This window comes from Arcicella sp. GW821-FHT09D11, assembly GCF_059416265.1.
In genome coordinates, this window is the sequence record NZ_JBWKOV010000014.1 from 65,595 (window position 1) to 83,284 (window position 17,690).

A 17,690-nucleotide genomic window follows, 5' to 3' on the forward strand; every position below is an offset into this window, starting at 1 on the left:
CGAATGAACACAATACATCATACTATTAAATTTTAACAAAATACACAAATGAAAAAATTATACACCTTGGTTATTTTGATACTATTAGTGCAGCAATCATTTGGTCAAAATACTTTTCCTACAACAGGAAATGTTGGTATAGGAACTACTAGCCCCTCAACAAAACTAGAAGTTAATGGTATTATTAAGCAAGTCTTTGGAAATTATTTTTATAAGGTAAGTGATACTACAGATGTTATCATTAGGACTTCAAGAAGTGATAATAATCAAGCAGGATACTTTAAAACTAATGGTTGGGGTAGGTTTTCTTTTAGTAATGGCTTAGCGGTTGGGCTTGATTTTCCAGCCAACAATTATTCTGGATTACTTGTTAATGGCAACGTTGGTCTTAACACAACTTCTCCTTCAGAAAAACTCGATGTGGTTGGAAATATTAAATACTCACAATTATTAAAGCCGAATGGTATTACAGGAACTGACAAACAGGTTTTAATGAATATTAGTGGAACTTCTAATGCCTGGACAACATTAACAACTTTACATTTGTCAGATTTTTCTACAGAGATGGCAAAATATCTTAAAGCGAGTGGTGGAACACTAACTGGAAATATAGGGTTACCCTCAGACAAAACGGTTACTTTTAACGACAAAACTGCTACTTATCCAACAGCCCAAGGTGGCCTTGTTTGGGATTTGAATGGTGCAGACAAAGCTTCAATTTATGCTTATCAACCAACAGCAGATGTAACTAATTTTGTTTTTCAAGTAGCGGATGATGGTCTTGACAGATTTGTCTTTAAACGTAAAGATTGGAATGGAGCTATTAATGATGTTTATCATCTTTATATGGATGATTATAAGGTAGTATTTAATTATCCTGATTTAGACGGAACTACTGGTACTTCTAAAAATATGGATTTTTATATCATGGGAAATGGACAACCAAACAAGAATTTAAGTAGTCCTATTTTTAAAACGGTTGCCTCAACTAATAGAGTAGGGATAAATACAGGAAGTCCACAAGAAACGCTTGATATAAATGGTAATCTAAAACTAAATGGCAAATTAAAATATGGTGCAAATGACTCAAGAACAGAAACAAGAGATAATGCAGGATTAAGAGGGGATGCAGGAGCTCAATCCGGATTCTATATGACATCAAGTCCTGTTAATTATCCCAAAAATGCTAATAGTTGGTGGCATTTATTAGATGTTCGTGGTACGGGTACTAGTAATAATTACGCTATGCAGTTAGCTGGTTCATTTTTTGACCAGAAACTATATTTTAGAAAAGTTAACGATAACCCTGCTCAGCCATGGACTGAAGTTGCTACCTTAGATACTACAGGAGCTTTAAATATAGTAGGTTTAAAGCTTAGTGGTAAATTAAAATATGGTGCAAATGATTCAAGGACCGAAACAAGAGATAATGCAGGATTAAGAGGAGATGCAGGAGCTCAATCTGGATTTTTTATAACACAATCACCTGTTAATTATCCTAAAAATGCTAGTAGTTGGTGGCATTTATTAGATGTTCGTAGTACAGGTACTGGTAATAATTACGCTATGCAGTTTTCTGGTTCATTTTTTGACCAAAAACTATATTTTAGAAAAGTTAACGATAACCCTGCTCAAGCTTGGATTGAAGTTCCTACTATAGATACAACAGGCAGAATAAAATTTGATAATGATTTGGCATCTAGTAAAAAATCTGTCATCTTGGGTGGTTACTCTTATGGTGGAGCCATTAAGTTTAGTGCTAATAGTACGACAGCAAACAATAGAAATCTTGAATTAGGGAATATCAATAATAGCGGTGTTTTTTCTTCAAGTGTAACAATTGGTGCTGAAAATGGGAATGTGAGCATTGGAACCAGTACTATTCAAAGTGCGTATAAATTGGCTATTGCTGGAGACATGATAGCTGAAAGAGTAGTAGTGAAGTTAAAAACAGTATGGCCAGATTATGTTTTTGCCCCTTCTTATCAACTACCTTCTTTGAATGATGTTGAAAAATATATTACCAATAATGCTCATCTTCCCGGTATTCCATCAGCAAAAGATATTGAAGAAAAAGGAATTGACGTAGGAGATACCAATGCTAAACTTCTAAGAAAAATAGAAGAACTTACTCTTTATATGATTCAAATGCAAAAAACGAATGAAGCACAAAATGCTGAAATAGCATTGCTAAAAAATGAAATATTAAAGTCGAAAAAATAATGAGATAGTCTTTGAAGGGGTACATTTGCTTGATTATATGGCAAGATATGCTAGCGGATTTGGGGAAATTGTTCTGTAAAAAATCATGACCATTCAATAGAAGGGGGGTGACTGAACGAAAAGTATAAAGACGTAGAACGTGATGCGAAATAATACTCAACCAGCGATAAGAATCATTCCCCTATTGCTGAAGGCAAACGAACAGGTTAAATTATACATTTCAGGATTATTTACTAGCTAAAAAAGTCTAATAAATAACCCTGGAATGTATAAAAAATAAAAATGGCAATGTTTTAATTGAGCGCTCTATTGATTAACTCAATTGAAGTTAGCCTATCAGATGGTTTCATGGCAACGTTCATAAAAATCATTTCATCAATACCATAGTTTTCTTGGAAAGACAAAATGGTTTCTTGAAAGAGGTTTTTACAACCTACTAAATTGATATCATACCCTAATTTTAGATCTTTGATTACCCTTTTTGCTTTTTGAGTAGTTTCGTGACATGCCCCTGAAAATACCATATTGACTTGTGGTTTTCTATGATGTTTTTGATAAAAAAGCTCTCTAAATTCGCTTAATTTCTCTTTTTGATAGTTTAGGTCAGAGCCAAAATGAAATATTGAACGAGAAAGATTAGAACCTGTTTCAATGGCACGTGTCATACTGCTACCATAGCCAACTCCTAAAGACCATATTTGAGGTACAACTCCTTTGAAAGGAGGAATTACAATTTGGTCATTCTCAAAAAGAGTATCTTCTTCTTGTAATAAATGCACCACTTCTTTGTATTTACGCTCAAAAGAGAGATGCACTTCTTTCTTGTCTGCCTTAATCGTATTATTGGCTACTGCTTGGCTAACGCCACCATTTGCCATGCCTAAATCAATTCTATCTCCATAAAGATTATTGTATAATTTGAAGCTACAAGCCACATGATAAGGGTCATGAATGCCAATAAGAATACCCGCAACACCAATCCTTATTTTTTCGGTCATTCCTGCTACAATAGGTACAAGTGAATCAGGACAATTCCACGTGAGGGTCGGGTCGCCAATATGGTGTTCGGCAAGCCATATTCTTGAATAATCTAAAGCTTCTGCATGAATAGCATATTCGATTAGGTCTTGCACTCTGAGAAGGCTATTCATTTTATTTTCCCTGATGCCAAAGTCAAGTAAACCTATTTTTATTTTTTTCATCGTGATAAAGGTTTAAGAAAGTAAAAATATAGCATCCCATTCCTGAGAACTATCTGCGTGTAATGCTGCGATTAATACTAAAGCTGTTGCTCCAAAACCTTCTAATAACTCTCCAGCTTTAGTGGTATTGTAATACAAAAGCTCTTTTTCAAGATGTTTTAGCATTTCGGCATACCAAAATTGAGCAGTCTCTTGGTAAACAGGCAATCCCGTAATAGCATATAGCGCTTTAAAAGATTGTACCAAACCAGAAGTTCCATGACAAAAATGAGAATCTTTCATATCTGAACTTGCTTGCGTCCGTCTTTGACTTATTGACAGTCCGATTTCATCCGCTAAATCTATCCATGCATGATTATTGAGCAATTGTCCAGCTCCATACAATAAGATTACCTGATTCAAATCACCATAACACCAGCCTAATCGGTTGCCATAAAAACCTTGATTGACCAAAGCATCTGAAGGTTGGCTATCATCAAATTTTAGAGGGAAGTAGGAATATTTTTTTTGCTCAAAATCAATAGGCTTCATCGTACTCAACAGAAATTCTATTCCACCTTCTACCAACACTTTAATTTTATCTTGAGCAATACCCTTTTCATAAATTTTTAATAAAGAAAGTAATACGCCACATTGCCCATGAGATAAACTTAAGTCAATTTCATAGTTATCAGCATGCATGACTTGCAAATGAGCATTAGGAAAGGTTATCCCTTTTTCCCTAATTTCAACAAGACGTTCTATTTTATCGACCGTATCTTCTAAGCAGATTTTTACAGCGTCGATATGTGTTCTTTGGCATAAATAATTAACTGCTCCGCTTGACCCATACAAATAATCTGTGGATTTATTATCGAGTAGTTTAACGATACCATTACAGACTAATTCATCAAAAAACGACAGATATTCATTAAAATCTATTTCAATGGTCTCATTATTTTTCAAAATATTCATCACCATCCCTAATCCTGAAGCACCATAAGCCAATGGTGCTGTCAGTAAGTGTGGCGTTGCAACATCATTGATTTCAGTAATAATCGTTTCTAAAATATCGATTAATCTATCTCCCCATCGTTCTTCGTATTGATATTTATATAGATACGATGCATACAAAAGGCTCCCTATCGAACCCGATAAAAGGGAATGGTTGCTAAAAGTAGTATCATACAGGGCGTCTGAAACTCGATTAAGTAAAGATTCTTCTACCGTTAGCTCTTTTTCTATGGGTAATTCAAGTAAATCTATCATCGGATGAGGGGTTAATTCAAATGAAATAATTCACTAATAAATTGTAACGATTCAATTCTATCAGTAAGATTATGAGAGGGATTCATCAAAATAATTTCATCAATACCAAACATTTCGTGTTGCTTAGATATTTCATCAAAAAACTTATTCGGACAGCCTATTGTGTGCCTTTCTGGTGTCATATTTTGTGCTTTGATGATTTTCTGCGCTTTGTGTGATGTCTTTGAGCAAAAACCAGAAATAGAGAGGTTTATTTTGGGTAAACGGCCATGTTTTGCTAAATACTGCTCTCTGAAAATGTGTAATTCATCTAGTCTAGATTCTTTATCAGACCCCGGATGGAAGATGGACCTAGAAAAATTTGCGCCTAATTCTAACGCTTTATCAAGGCTTTTATACGACGAACCTAGCATCCATAAATCGGGAATGGCTCCTTTGTAAGGAGGAATAACAACGCCTGTTCCGTTCTTAAAAATTTCATCTTCATCAACGAGGTAATGAAAGAGATTTTTTATTTTCTCAGGAATCGTTTCCAACATCGTATTATTATCAACGTCTTCGCGTTGTTCGACACACTGTATCGCAAAAGGGTTGACTACGCTTCTGGCAACGCCTAAATCTATTCTTCCAGGAAAAAGATTAGATAATAATTTAAACTGCGTAGCTACATGATAAGGATTGTGAATACCAATTAATACGCCTGCAGCGCCTATTTTAATATTTTTAGTAATACCTGCCAAAATGGGTATCATGGGTTGCGGATTGCTCCACGCCAACAATGCATTTGGGTCGTGATGTTCAGAAATCCAGAACCTAGAAAATCCCAAATCGTCGGCTGAAGAGGCATATTCAATAACATCTTCAATGATTGAAAGGCTGTTGATATTCTTGGCTCTATACCCGAAGTCGAGCACGCCAAATGATATTTTTTTTGTAGTGGTCATAGTAATAAAAGGTTATCCCATTTCAATTCTTCTTCTGAAATATGCGATAGTAAGGTAAGGGCAATTCCCATAGCACCATCAATCAAATGTCCAGCACTTTCAACATAATCATTATTGGTTTGGGCTTCGGTAATGTAATCGAATGTCTGCTGAATCCAATAGTTGTGGGCGCTTAAATAGGCATCATTACCCGAGCGTTCAGCTATTCGCTTATAGATATGAGCCACTCCTGATGTACCGTGACAGAAATAAGGATTCTTTAATTTAGTCTGCTCAGGTGTTTTTCTCAGCATGGATGCCAATCCAACTTCTTCGGCAATATTGATATAAGTTTGATTCTTAAATACTTTGCCTGCGGTGTATAACAATAATATTTGGTTTAAATCACCGTTGCACCAACCCAAAATAGCATGATAGTATTGCTGATTTTTTTCTGAATCAATTGCTGATTTTTCATCGATACAAGTTGGGAAAAAGCTATAATGTCCTTTCGCAAAATCAATAGGTCTTTTGCATGACAAAAGGAAATGGATACCTTCATTGACGAGCGTATAAATCTTTGCCTGACATATTCCTAAACGGTAGATTTCTAATAAAACTAGGGCAATGCCACAAAAACCATGATTAAGGTTAAGCACGGTGTCATCTAAACGAGGTTTGGCAGTAGAACTAAAAGTATTGATATAACGCAAACCTTTATCGTCTCGGATAGCCACTTTCCAGAGGGCATCCACGATGACTTCAAGGTACTTTTCGATAGCAGGATTTATCAATGTGCGTTGTGAAAGATAATAAACGGCTGCCATTGGTCCTAGCATAAACCCGACGTTCCCTTGTCGTATTTCCTGCAAAGCAGTATTATACAAGACGTTGTCGAAAGCGATAAGTTCTTTTTCAAGTTCTAAATCAAAGATTTCATCTCGCTTTAATTGATTAACGACTAACCCAAAACCTGTAAAGCCTGTCGATAATAAATGAATATTTTGAGCTCTTATTTGACCTGTCAACAAATGATTAGCAGATTTTTCAATCAACTTAATAGCTTTCTGTCCATGATTGATATCATTAGTATATTTAAAAGCATAAGAATAGAAAAGGGCTTTTCCGATATTGCCTCTGAAAAGTGAAAACTTATCACTTTTGTCTGCTTCAATAAGCCCCAAAATATCTTCTAAATGATGTTCAATAAGGTCAATATCTGTCTCTATTTCAAATGAGGTATTCATGTTTGTGGAGTGTTTAGAATAACCAAATTAATTTATCCATTTTGGGGGCATCGTCACAGACGGTTTGAATAAAAGCACAACCAATGCCTGCTATTCCTTGTAGAAAACCAACGTTGGTGGCAAGGTACATTCTATTCAAGTGGGGTAAAAAACCTGCTGTTGAATCTGCAGAGTCCTGTCCGTATTCAATGGCTCTTTGTTGCCAATAATGAGCAGTCGCTAGAAAAACGTTATCCCCTGTAAGCCTGAATATCTTGTTATAAATCATCGCGTTACCAGATGCGCCATACAATAAGCCAGCATCCCGAACGCCTGTTTGTTCAAGTGAACTTCGTAAGACAGCGTTTCTTAAAATGCCGATTGCTTTGGTATAAATAACATCGTTGTCTAATGTTTGCCCAACTCTCAGAAGTCCGTAAGATACTCCTAAATCGCCATAGCATAAACTCAGTCTCGAAACACCATTTGATTGTCCGACAATATCGTCGAAATAATAACCATGTTGTTCAACTTCTTTTGCTTGTGTCAGTAGGAAATGACTTCCTTTTAACATCATTTCAGCACACAAAGAAGGCAAAATGTCATGTTCATACAAATTGGCTAAAAGTGCTAAAATAGCGCCCATTCCGTGACTAATGCCTGTATAAACTACTCCGCTTGGGTCTGTTAACTTAGATTTCCAAAACCAGTTTCCGTCAGTATCAATGTTCTTTTTTTGATAAAGCCCATGTACCAACTTTTCAAGATAGGGTACAACTTTATCGGTATTCTCTAAGCGAAAACTATAATAGTTTCCTGCCACTAATGCCCCAGAAAAGGGATCAAAATCTTCTCTTTCTATAGCGTGCTCAAGATGATTAAGAAGCACCTCATCAATACTTTCAAGGATTTCCTCTGCTTCAAAATCAAACCAATTGGCCTTTTGAGTAAACTCTATAAACATACCAAACTCAGCTAAATCCTTTTCAAAAAAATGACCTTCAAATTTTTCGTTCCTTAGCTCATCAAAGGCTTTTGAGAATAACTCTTCGGCTTTTTCAGCATAAGTATTGTCGGCTGTTAAGTGTCCATAATAAAGATAGAAGAGTGCTATGCCAAGCCTTCCGTTTCCATAACCAAATCCTTTAATTTGATTTTCGTCTAAGGCTAAACATGAGGCGATATCTTCTATTTTTTGCTTTACGGAATATCTTTTTACTGGTTCCATCGCTTAGTCTTTTATATTCACTCGTCCTTGTTCTTCTTGTGTTACAGTGCTTCTTTGGCGAGCAGCTTTTATTTTGTTACTACCAAACTTGTAAGTAAAGGAAGCCCTAACAATTTGGCTTTGCCAGTGGTTAGTACTGCTTGAGGCAAGCCCAGGTAGACGGGAAGTATAATATCCGCGTGCAGTTCTGAATATATCGTCAAAGCCGATTTTCAAAATGGCTTTTTTCTCTAAAAAGCTTTTGCTTAATCCCATATCTGCTTGATATTGAGAGTTCTGAACCATTACACCGTAAGCGAGAGCCGACAGGTAATTACCTGATAATCTAAATGTCCAGTTATTAGGCAAAGTAAAACTATTGTAGATAGTAGCCATATAATAAGGTTTTGCATTACTAATTTCTTGTCCTGCTAACGTGGTTTTATATGACCCATAGAATCCACCTGCGTAGGTATCGATGGTCCACCAACTTGTGATACTTTGTGAGGCACTAAAATTTACACCGTAGAAGTTTCCCGAAGCAATGTTTTCCATCCTGTTTAATACAATTCTATTGTCGGCATTTTCTCTTCTCATTACCTCAAGGGGTAAATCAACGGTATTTTCATAGGTAATGCTAGTAGTATAAGTCCCTTTGAAGGTATGGCTTAATTCTACAGCAGTAGTATAAGAGGGCTTCAAGTATGGATTGCCTTGTTGGTAACTATAACGATCAGAAATAAAAATAAAAGGGTTTAAATCTTCATAACTTGGGCGACCGATTCTGCGACTGTAAGAAAGCGATAGACTATGGTTATCGTTGATGGCATCCATGATTGAAAAACTAGGGAAAAACTGGGTATAATTTCTATTAACCACAGTATTGGTTGTGATAGAATTACCCGAAGAAATAGTTTGTTCTACCCTTAGGCCTGCTTGAAGCTGATATTTACTGAAAGATGTTGAATAATTTACATAGCCCGCATGGATGCGTTCGCTGTATTTAAAATGATTCGAACGACTAACATCATTTTGCCAAGTTTGGTTAGTATTAATCTCAAATTGGGCATTGTTGTCCGTTACTACATCACTAATTTTAATACCAGTTTCCAGTTTAGCAGTTTGACTTAAAGGATGAATATAGTCTACTTTACCCGCTATGATATCTACATTAATAGGTAATGTATTACGCAAGAGTAGGGGGCTGTAGATTTCGCCTTCATTGCTTTTTAGATAATTATTGATGCTACTGTTGGCCTCTCTCGCGAAAGTAGAATAGTCAAAATCTGCCGAAATTTCCTGACCAGTCTTGGCATCAAAGATATGCTTGAAGTTGGTGTTAAAATTGAGTCTATGATTCTTACTAGTTTCGTCTTGACTATTTAAATTAGTAACTTCCAATGTTTTCCCTTCTTTTAAGATTAAGGTTTTTGCATCGTCATGATCTGTACGGGCCGACATAAAGCCATTGGTCAAAAAGCCTATCGTGGTTTTTTTATTCAAAAACCAATCCATCCCCAATTTAAAACTCTGACTGTTAGATTTATACGTCAGGCGATTCTGATTTTCATGGCGATAATTAAGGATTTTATCGCTACTATCATAATACTCGTCAAAACCAGTATTTTCTGAAAATGAATGATTAGTAGAGGCTGCTAATGAACCATATAAATTGACTTTCTCCGTTCTATTATTCAATACAAGGCTTGTATTGCCTCGTCCGTAATCATTTTCATGATACCAACCGCTATATCCACCACCAATAGAGAACGAGCCATTTGTGCCTAAAGTCTGCCCTTTTTTAGTAATGATATTGATAATGCCTGAGGTACCCGCAGCATCATATTTAGCAGAGGGATTGGTGATAATTTCAATCTTAGAAATCTCGTCAGCGGGCATACTTTTTAATAATGCGTTAGCATCAGACTGAGATAGATTCGTCATTCTGCCGTCAATCATAATTTTTACGCCAGATCTACCTTTGAGTAAAATATTTTCGTTGGCAGGGTCCAAGAAAATCATCGGTGCTTTTCCTAGCAACTCAAGCGTATTATTACCAGCTGTTAGACCACTATTTTCAACATTGAATATCATTTTATCAGATTGTTGTTCGATTAGTGGTTTTTTAGATTTTACTACCACTTCGTTCAACAGCTTGCTATCGAGCTTCATTTCAATAGGCGTCAATTTTATATCTGAATTATTTTCATCAATATTGAAGGCTACAGCTGTTTGTTGATAACCAATCATAGAGATTGAAACTAAATATTGGTTCAATGGAAGGCTTTCTACATTAAATACACCATCAGAAGCTGTCACTACTCCTTTTACAAAGGTTGAGTCTTTAGCTTTACAAATTTTAATCGTAGCAAAAGGGATAGGTTGTTTTTTTTCATCTAATAAAATCCCAGATGCTTTGCCAACCCCAACGATAGGGGCAGAAGTAGCCAAGTTTGCTTTTGTAGTATTATATGAAATTTCTGTCTGAGAATACAGTTCATTACAACTCATGAGGGCTATAATGATTAGCCGTTTTGAATACCTGATGTTCCTTTTCATAATCTGTTTTATTTAAGAGTTCCTAATTATCAACCTGTTAGATAAATTTTTCTTTTGTTGATTTTGATACATCAAAGCAAGTAATAGTAGAGCGGTATAAGAATTTTTTTAGACCAATTAGGCTAAGACTTTAGACGAAGAAGAGATTATAGGGAGGAAACAAGACGAAATATGTTTTAGCAACTGACTATTGCCTAAAATGCCTTGATTTATAAAAGATTCGTCGGAATAAATGCTGCTTTAGTCGAATTAGTTTTCGATAGCCCATTCAAGTATTCAATTTTGACTCAACGATGTCGACAGTCGTCTTATTTATTTCTAATCTTTTAATTATTCAAACAGCATGAAAAAGAAACAAATTTCAACAGGAAAGAAGTTAAACCTCGACAAAGAAACTCTTTCAAAATTGAGTGATGACCAATTGAACAAAATCGACGGTGGTGTTACTATCGGGAGTTTAACTTGTGGTAAGTCTGAACAAGATGATGATGAAATGTCATGTCTTGCTTGTTCTTGTAACGGAACTCCTGCACCTGCCCAAGCATAGTTTAAAGCATTGTATAAGCAATATCCAGATTATAGGGTATTGCTTATACTGCTAATGTTTCACCCCAAAACGTTCAATCATCATGAAAAAGAAGCAAATCACATTTGAGAGAAAGCTATCGTTGGACAAAAGCATTATTAGTAAGCTTGATGCCACGCAAATGGATGCCCTTGTAGGTGGAAGTGTAAACACTGCTACCTGTGTGGATGCCGTTGCTGAAGAACTCGAAGCAAAATCTTGTAAGGCTTGTTCATGTAACAGTCCTACGAAATATTAAAAAATACCTGAGTATCTAAACAAAATTCGTTTGCTGTTAAGAATAAAACATTGAAAATCAATGCAGTGCATCTGATTTCAACCTTAGGTAACTGTCTAAACCAACGCTGTTTGGATACTTTTTTATTGATTCTAACAACATTTAACATTGAAAATCATGAAAAAGAAACAAATAACCTTCGATAAAAAATTATCGCTTGATAAAAGCATCATTGGCAAGCTAGACATTCAACAAATGGATGCGATTGTGGGTGGTAGCGAAAACACTGCCACTTGTGTTTACAAAGAAACTGCTGATGACAACGAGTTGGCAGCACAATCTTGTAAGGCTTGTTCTTGTAATGGCCCAAAACCATAATGCAACTACTGTACATGTAGACTAAATTCTATTTAACTATTTCAAACAAAAAAATCATGAAAAAGAAGCAAATAACTTTTGATAAAAAATTATCTCTTGATAGAGAAATTGTGGGCAAATTAGATGCTCAGCAAATGGATGCAATTGCAGGCGGAAGTGTAAACACTGCTACTTGTATCGGACACCCACCAAAAGAAGCATTGGAAGCTGAGGGTTCAAAATCTTGTGATGCTTGTTCTTGTAATCACTAAAAAAGATTTACGCTGTCTGATGGCTACTATTCGGTAAATATTCAGGATAGTAGCTACTCAAAAGCCACTTAAACATCATTCTTCAATTTTATAAACAAAAAATCACTATGAAAAAGAAACAAATAACCTTCGACAAAAAATTATCACTTGATCGTCAAATCGTAAGCAAATTAGATGCTCAGCAAATGGACGCTATCGCAGGCGGAAGTGTAAACACTGCTACTTGTATTCATACACCAAAGCCAAAGGATGCTTTTGAAGAGATAAACGAGAGCAAATCTTGTGATGCCTGTTCTTGTAATTAAGCCTTATTCATTATCCGAAAAACCTATTTAACAATGAAATTATAAAATCACCAAGAAGAACCTATTTAAAATAAAAACCTCTAAATATAAAAAAGCCAAACCTTTTGGAGAAGGCCTGGCTTAGAATAACGAATGTTGGTTATCGGCTATCTCGACAATGCCAATAACAGGAGTCGTCTTTCTTTTAATTATTCAAGCGTAATGTTACCTATTTTTCTTATAAAAACAAATTATAAACGCGCAGTATTATGCAGAATTTTGAAGCACACGACTTTTATTTACTCCGAACTCCACTATTGTCGGTAGATAAATTGATGGAATTCAATGATAAAATTATTCATGGGAGCAAGGAAGCCCTTGATGAAAACCTACGTGAGTTGTTCTCGGAGGCTATTCTACAAGAAGCCATCTATATTGCCTCGCCAGATTTTTATGCTGAATTCAAAAAATGGTTTGACGGTGTAAATCAAAATCCGAGTGACGTTCGTAAAATTCTGTTGTCACTTTACAAATATTATGTGCGCATGAGTACCCGTTGTACGCCCTATGGCTTATTTGCAGGGTGTACGATTGGCGATATTCAAGACTCGACTGATATTCGGTTTGCCGAAAACGCTAAGTTTAGGAAAAGCTCAAGATTAGATATGAATTATGTGGAAGAAGTAGCAAAGTTGATTGTTAATCGTGAAGAGATTCGCCATCAACTTTTGTTCTTCACCAATAGCAGTATTTATCAAGTGGCTGATGCCTATCGTTATGCTGAATGTCGGGTTCACCATAAAAAACGTTCTTGTTTTCTAACATCTGTTGCTTTTTCGGAATACCTTGAAAGTATCCTTACAAAAGCTAAAAATGGGGCTAGGTTATCAGAATTAGCACAAAGCATTGTTTCAAGCGAAGTAAATTATCATGAAGCAATTGCCTTTGTAGAAGATATGATTGATGCTCAGATATTAGTAAGTGAATTGGAACCTACCACTACAGGAGATGAATTCTTCGATGTTTTGATGACCCGTATCGCTACCTTACAAGGCACCACCGAAATATCGAAGCATCTTCAGGAAATAAAAAAATTACTATTAGTCCAAGATAATTCTGTTACGAAATACCATGAAATAGAAAGAATTATTTCGGATAATTTTGTAAAAACCTCTAGTAAGGATTTAATACAGACAGATTTGTTTTACGAAACACTCAATAATTCAATCGGTAAGACGGTAACAAATCAACTATCAAGTTCCCTTGAAAAGTTGTTTTTGTGGACTCGAAAAAACAATGGAGCAGATTTAGAAAGTTTCAAAAAACGTTTTTATGCCCGTTATGAAGAAGAAGAAGTCCCTTTGTTATTGGCACTAGATGGCGAAACTGGGATAGGGTATGGTGCTGTTTTTGGAGGACAAGCCGACAATGCACCGTTGGTGGATGATTTACGAATTCAGGGAAGAGCAAAGGAACAAACCACTAATTGGGAAGACATTGATAGAATAAAATTTAGTAAATTTTTGCAAGCAAAGCAGGAGGGAAGCAATACCATAACGCTTACTGACAAGGATTTTGAGCCTTTTTTACCCCTAAAAGATAGTATAAAGCTACCTGATAGCTTTTATGCTTTTGGCTCTGTATTGGCTCCATCAGCAGAGGCAATTGATGCAGGAAATTTCAAGTTTTTGATGTCTGTAGCTTCTGGGCCATCGGCTGGAAATCTTTTTGCTCGTTTTTGTCATGGGGATGAAAAAATCACGCAAAAAGTAAAAGAGTGTCTGGAATACGAAGAACAACATAATCCAGATGCCATTTATGCGGAAGTTGTACACCTGCCAGAAGCTAGAATAGGAAATATTTTGATGAGGCCTGCTATTCGGAAATATGAAATTCCGTTCTTGGGCAATGCATCTGTAGAAAAACCATTTCAAATTTCATTAGATGATTTGATGGTGTCAGTGCCTTATGGCAGAAAAGTAATTTTGCGTTCAAAAAAATTGAATAAGGAAGTAATTCCACGCCTTACTACGGCACATAACTATTCACGAGGTTTAGGGATTTATAAGTTTCTATGTGATTTACAAGGGTATGGGCTAAATAGTACTGTTAGTTGGGACTGGGGAATATTAAATGAACAAACATTTCTACCACGTGTAGAATATAAAAATATAATCGTTAGCAAGGCTAAATGGAAACTATATGCAGCATTACATCCAGCATTAGCAGGAAAGAATCTGCCTGATAGAACTTTTTGGAACAATCTGCAAAAAGACCTCAACATTCCTCGCTACGTAGTTTTGACTGAAGGAGATAATGAGCTTTTGATAGATTTTGAGAGTGAAACGTCACTACAAATTTTACATCATAAGATTTTAAAGAAAGGAATGGCTACCTTAAGTGAGTTTCTGTCTAGTCCTGACAATTGTTTTATCCAAGATAAAAACGGAAGATATACTAACGAAATGTTGCTCGCCTTCAAAACACTTCATGTCAAAAAGAGAGAAATGACTCCAAAGCGTATAGATAGTAGCGTTCGAAGAGTTTTTATGCCGGGAAGCGAATGGTTTTATGTTAAAATATATACTGGAACAAAGTCAATAGAGAAAATTTTGACAAAAATTGTTAAACCACTTTGTGAAGAATTGGTGCATGATGGCGTAATAGACAAATGGTTTTTCCTCAGATTTAAAGATACTGACGAACACCTTCGTTTGAGATTTCACAACGGTAAAAATGCCCAGTTTTGGCAATATGTTCTTACGCTATTACATGAAAAACTAGCGCCGTATATTGATCAAAAAATAGTAAACAGTATTCAGATTGATACGTATAAGCGTGAAATTGAACGGTATGGAGATACGACTATTGAACAATGTGAACAGCTTTTCTATCATGATAGCCAAGCCATCGTCAATTTTATAGATTTACTTGACGGGAGTGATGAAGGAGAAAAATATCGCTATTTGTTTGGGTTATACGGTGTGAATGCTCTGTTAGATGATTTTGAATTTAGCCTTACGCAAAAAGCTGAATTACTAAAGAATCTACAAGCAGGTTTCTTTCAGGAATTTAACGGTAACAATGCCTTAAATGTTCAATTGAACGATAAATATAGGCTTCAAACTTCAGCAATCAACCAGTTGATGAATGGAAATGAATATGATGAAGGAGTAGCCGATGCGGTAGCCATTTTTAAAGAACGCTCTGTTGAAAACAGAAAAATTGTAGCAGAAATAAGGGAAATTCAAGCAACACAAACGGGTGTTATGACTTTTCAGGAGATGTTGCCTAGCCTAATACACATGTATTTGAATCGCTTGTTTATTTCCAAACAACGCCTGCACGAACTAGTAATTTATCATTATTTAGATAAGTATTATAAATCTCAGATTGCTCGCAAAAAACAACATACTGTATTGATTAATAGCTAATTGTATCACTAAATTGTTAGAACAATGAAAAAGTTAACCTTAATATTTATCACCATCATTAGTACAATGGTTTGCATGGGGCAGGAGAGCGTATATCAGCATCCCCCACAAGCTATTGAAGATTTATTGTTAGGTAAGATTACCCCAACAGTTAGAACAAACTCTAAGGGAAACGTTTTGCTTATTTTAGAAAACAACGCCTTGCCGACAGTTGCAGAATTGGCAGAGCCTGAAATCAGAGTGGCTGGGATGAGGATTAATCCCAAAAGTAATTCGCCAAGCAGGATTCGCTTTGCAACGGCGATTAAAATCCTGTTTATTGATACTAAAGTAGAAGTTGAGGTAAAAAACTTACCTAAAAATCCATTGATTGCTAATATCAAATGGTCACCTGATGAAACAAAATTTGCATTTACCCATAACAGACCCGACGGAGTAGAGCTTTGGTATGTGGATATGCAAACATTAGACGCTCACAGGATTGAAAAAATCACGGTTAATTCTGTATTTGATTCACCTTATGAGTGGTTGAATGACAGCAAAAATATTATGGTTCTGACAGTTCCTTCAAGGATGGACCCGCCGACAAAACTTAACATCGTGAAAGGGCCAGTGGTACAAGAGAGCAACGGACAAAAAAATGCTTCGCGTACTTATCAAGATTTACTAAAAAGTCCATACGACCAAGCAGTATTTGATTATTATGGTGAATCTCAGATTGTTAAGACAGACCTAGTAAAGGGAAAGATATTGAAAATAGGAAGGGTAGCTGTTTATAAAAACATCAGCGTATCACCCGATGGCACTTGCCTAATGACCAAAAAGGTGCAACGCCCGTATTCTTATACGCTACCGATGTATAGGTTCCCTGAGAAAGTAGATATATGGCTTACGAAAGACGGCAGTTTTTTGAAAACTATCGCAGATATTCCTTTGCAAGAAAATATTCCTATCGGGTATGATGCTGTAACAGAGCTACCCAGAGGTCATGCTTGGCGACCAGACGTGAAGGCTTCGTTGTGGTGGTTGGAAGCTCAGGATGGGGGAGACCCTAAAAGAGTAACAGATGTCAGGGATAAAATGTATTCGTGGAATTATCCTTTTGAGGGTAATCCTGATGAAGTGTTGACGTCAAAATACAGGGTTAGTTATATGTCGTGGGGTAACGAAAAATTTGCGATGACCTCGGAATATTGGAACGCTACTCGTCGATACATTAGTCGAGTGATTGACCCATCTCTTAAAAAAGAGCCTCGTCTTTTGTATGATATTTCTGCGGAAGATATTTATAATCAACCTGGTAATCCAGAAGTGCTAAGAAACAAATTTGGGAAATTTACGATGGCTATTTCAGATAAGGATGAGATGTTGACTTTTGGAGCAGGAGCAACGCCAGAAGGAAACAGACCTTTTATTGATCAGGTAAACTTAGCGACTGGTGAAACCAAAAGACTATGGCAATGCGATAAAAATCATTATGAATATGCCATTTCTGTGTTGAATAGAGACAAAATGCAATTTCTTACTAGACGAGAATCCCTTACTGAAAACCCTAATTATTACATCCGAGATTTGTCGACAGATTCATCTTTTATTACACCATTAACCAACTTTGAACATCCATATCCACAGCTTAAAAATGTACAAAAAAAGGTCTTGAAATATAAACGTTCCGACGGTATAGATTTGACTGCTGAACTTTATTTACCTGCTGACTATACGCCTGCACGTGGGCCTCTGCCTACGCTTATGTGGGCTTATCCCGAGGAATATAAATCCAAGGAGGGAGCAAGTCAGCAAAATATTTCGTCTAATGAATTTGTCAGATTACCCATTCTTTCACCTATCTATTTTGTTACGCAGGGATACGCCGTGTTGGACAATGTGAAAATTCCCATCATAGGCGAAGAAGGAAAAGAAGCAAACGATACTTTTATCGAGCAGATTACGGC

General features: G+C 36.1%; 14 protein-coding genes. 8 read left to right on the forward strand and 6 right to left on the reverse strand.

What is annotated here, in order from left to right:
* The first annotated feature begins 48 nt into the window (after positions 1-48).
* The gene (locus AC07N0_RS22245) at positions 49-2,223 is read left to right on the forward strand and encodes a hypothetical protein (RefSeq protein WP_494591053.1); all 2,175 of its coding nucleotides are present in this window, start codon (positions 49-51) and stop codon (positions 2,221-2,223) included.
* A gap of 293 nt (positions 2,224-2,516) precedes the next feature.
* Here the strand turns inward: AC07N0_RS22245 and AC07N0_RS22250 are convergent, their stop codons facing one another.
* The 6 genes from AC07N0_RS22250 to AC07N0_RS22275 are packed head-to-tail and all read right to left on the reverse strand — an operon-like array spanning position 2,517 to position 10,588.
* Positions 2,517-3,425 carry an LLM class flavin-dependent oxidoreductase gene (locus tag AC07N0_RS22250; RefSeq protein ID WP_492804478.1) on the reverse strand — a complete coding sequence of 303 codons (909 nt, stop codon included), beginning with the start codon at positions 3,423-3,425 and terminating at the stop codon, positions 2,517-2,519.
* Positions 3,426-3,437: 12 nt separating this feature from the next.
* Complete coding sequence (locus AC07N0_RS22255) at positions 3,438-4,673, reverse strand: lanthionine synthetase LanC family protein (protein ID WP_494591055.1); 1,236 nt, start codon at positions 4,671-4,673, stop codon at positions 3,438-3,440.
* Between the two features lie 11 nt (positions 4,674-4,684).
* Positions 4,685-5,617: an LLM class flavin-dependent oxidoreductase gene (locus tag AC07N0_RS22260; protein WP_492804475.1), complete on the reverse strand. Its 933-nt coding sequence runs from the start codon at positions 5,615-5,617 to the stop codon at positions 4,685-4,687.
* Positions 5,614-6,843: a lanthionine synthetase LanC family protein gene (locus AC07N0_RS22265; RefSeq protein ID WP_494591056.1), complete on the reverse strand. Its 1,230-nt coding sequence runs from the start codon at positions 6,841-6,843 to the stop codon at positions 5,614-5,616. The genes AC07N0_RS22260 and AC07N0_RS22265 overlap by 4 nt, the downstream gene beginning before the upstream one ends.
* A 13-nt stretch (positions 6,844-6,856) precedes the next feature.
* Positions 6,857-8,050 carry a lanthionine synthetase LanC family protein gene (locus tag AC07N0_RS22270; RefSeq protein ID WP_494591057.1) on the reverse strand — a complete coding sequence of 398 codons (1,194 nt, stop codon included), beginning with the start codon at positions 8,048-8,050 and terminating at the stop codon, positions 6,857-6,859.
* 3 nt (positions 8,051-8,053) lie between these two features.
* Positions 8,054-10,588: a TonB-dependent receptor gene (locus AC07N0_RS22275; protein WP_494591058.1), complete on the reverse strand. Its 2,535-nt coding sequence runs from the start codon at positions 10,586-10,588 to the stop codon at positions 8,054-8,056.
* 343 nt (positions 10,589-10,931) lie between these two features.
* Between AC07N0_RS22275 and AC07N0_RS22280 the strand changes: the two genes are divergently transcribed.
* The 7 genes from AC07N0_RS22280 to AC07N0_RS22310 all read left to right on the forward strand — a co-directional run.
* Positions 10,932-11,135 (forward strand): class I lanthipeptide, encoded by a 204-nt coding sequence (locus tag AC07N0_RS22280; RefSeq protein WP_494591059.1) that lies wholly within the window; start codon positions 10,932-10,934, stop codon positions 11,133-11,135.
* Positions 11,136-11,217: 82 nt separating this feature from the next.
* Complete coding sequence (locus AC07N0_RS22285; protein ID WP_309917650.1) at positions 11,218-11,412, forward strand: class I lanthipeptide; 195 nt, start codon at positions 11,218-11,220, stop codon at positions 11,410-11,412.
* A gap of 156 nt (positions 11,413-11,568) precedes the next feature.
* Positions 11,569-11,769 carry a class I lanthipeptide gene (locus AC07N0_RS22290; RefSeq protein ID WP_494591060.1) on the forward strand — a complete coding sequence of 67 codons (201 nt, stop codon included), beginning with the start codon at positions 11,569-11,571 and terminating at the stop codon, positions 11,767-11,769.
* 56 nt (positions 11,770-11,825) lie between these two features.
* The gene (locus tag AC07N0_RS22295) at positions 11,826-12,020 is read left to right on the forward strand and encodes a class I lanthipeptide (RefSeq protein ID WP_492804466.1); all 195 of its coding nucleotides are present in this window, start codon (positions 11,826-11,828) and stop codon (positions 12,018-12,020) included.
* A gap of 107 nt (positions 12,021-12,127) precedes the next feature.
* Positions 12,128-12,325 carry a class I lanthipeptide gene (locus AC07N0_RS22300; protein WP_494591061.1) on the forward strand — a complete coding sequence of 66 codons (198 nt, stop codon included), beginning with the start codon at positions 12,128-12,130 and terminating at the stop codon, positions 12,323-12,325.
* A gap of 248 nt (positions 12,326-12,573) precedes the next feature.
* Positions 12,574-15,738, forward strand: a complete 3,165-nt coding sequence (locus AC07N0_RS22305) for a lantibiotic dehydratase (protein ID WP_494591062.1) — start codon at positions 12,574-12,576, stop codon at positions 15,736-15,738.
* Positions 15,739-15,762: 24 nt separating this feature from the next.
* Positions 15,763-17,690, forward strand: a 1,928-nt coding sequence (locus tag AC07N0_RS22310; protein WP_494591063.1) for a S9 family peptidase, incomplete at its 3' end; no start/stop codon positions are given.

Bases quoted from the DNA above. Each gene is read 5' to 3' on its own strand.
- AC07N0_RS22245 (WP_494591053.1), top strand. From the start codon at position 49: ATGAAAAAATTATACACCTTGGTTATTTTGATACTATTAGTGCAGCAA.
- AC07N0_RS22250 (WP_492804478.1), bottom strand. From the start codon at position 3,425: ATGAAAAAAATAAAAATAGGTTTACTTGACTTTGGCATCAGGGAAAAT.
- AC07N0_RS22255 (WP_494591055.1), bottom strand. From the start codon at position 4,673: ATGATAGATTTACTTGAATTACCCATAGAAAAAGAGCTAACGGTAGAA.
- AC07N0_RS22260 (WP_492804475.1), bottom strand. From the start codon at position 5,617: ATGACCACTACAAAAAAAATATCATTTGGCGTGCTCGACTTCGGGTAT.
- AC07N0_RS22265 (WP_494591056.1), bottom strand. From the start codon at position 6,843: ATGAATACCTCATTTGAAATAGAGACAGATATTGACCTTATTGAACAT.
- AC07N0_RS22270 (WP_494591057.1), bottom strand. From the start codon at position 8,050: ATGGAACCAGTAAAAAGATATTCCGTAAAGCAAAAAATAGAAGATATC.
- AC07N0_RS22275 (WP_494591058.1), bottom strand. From the start codon at position 10,588: ATGAAAAGGAACATCAGGTATTCAAAACGGCTAATCATTATAGCCCTC.
- AC07N0_RS22280 (WP_494591059.1), top strand. From the start codon at position 10,932: ATGAAAAAGAAACAAATTTCAACAGGAAAGAAGTTAAACCTCGACAAA.
- AC07N0_RS22285 (WP_309917650.1), top strand. From the start codon at position 11,218: ATGAAAAAGAAGCAAATCACATTTGAGAGAAAGCTATCGTTGGACAAA.
- AC07N0_RS22290 (WP_494591060.1), top strand. From the start codon at position 11,569: ATGAAAAAGAAACAAATAACCTTCGATAAAAAATTATCGCTTGATAAA.
- AC07N0_RS22295 (WP_492804466.1), top strand. From the start codon at position 11,826: ATGAAAAAGAAGCAAATAACTTTTGATAAAAAATTATCTCTTGATAGA.
- AC07N0_RS22300 (WP_494591061.1), top strand. From the start codon at position 12,128: ATGAAAAAGAAACAAATAACCTTCGACAAAAAATTATCACTTGATCGT.
- AC07N0_RS22305 (WP_494591062.1), top strand. From the start codon at position 12,574: ATGCAGAATTTTGAAGCACACGACTTTTATTTACTCCGAACTCCACTA.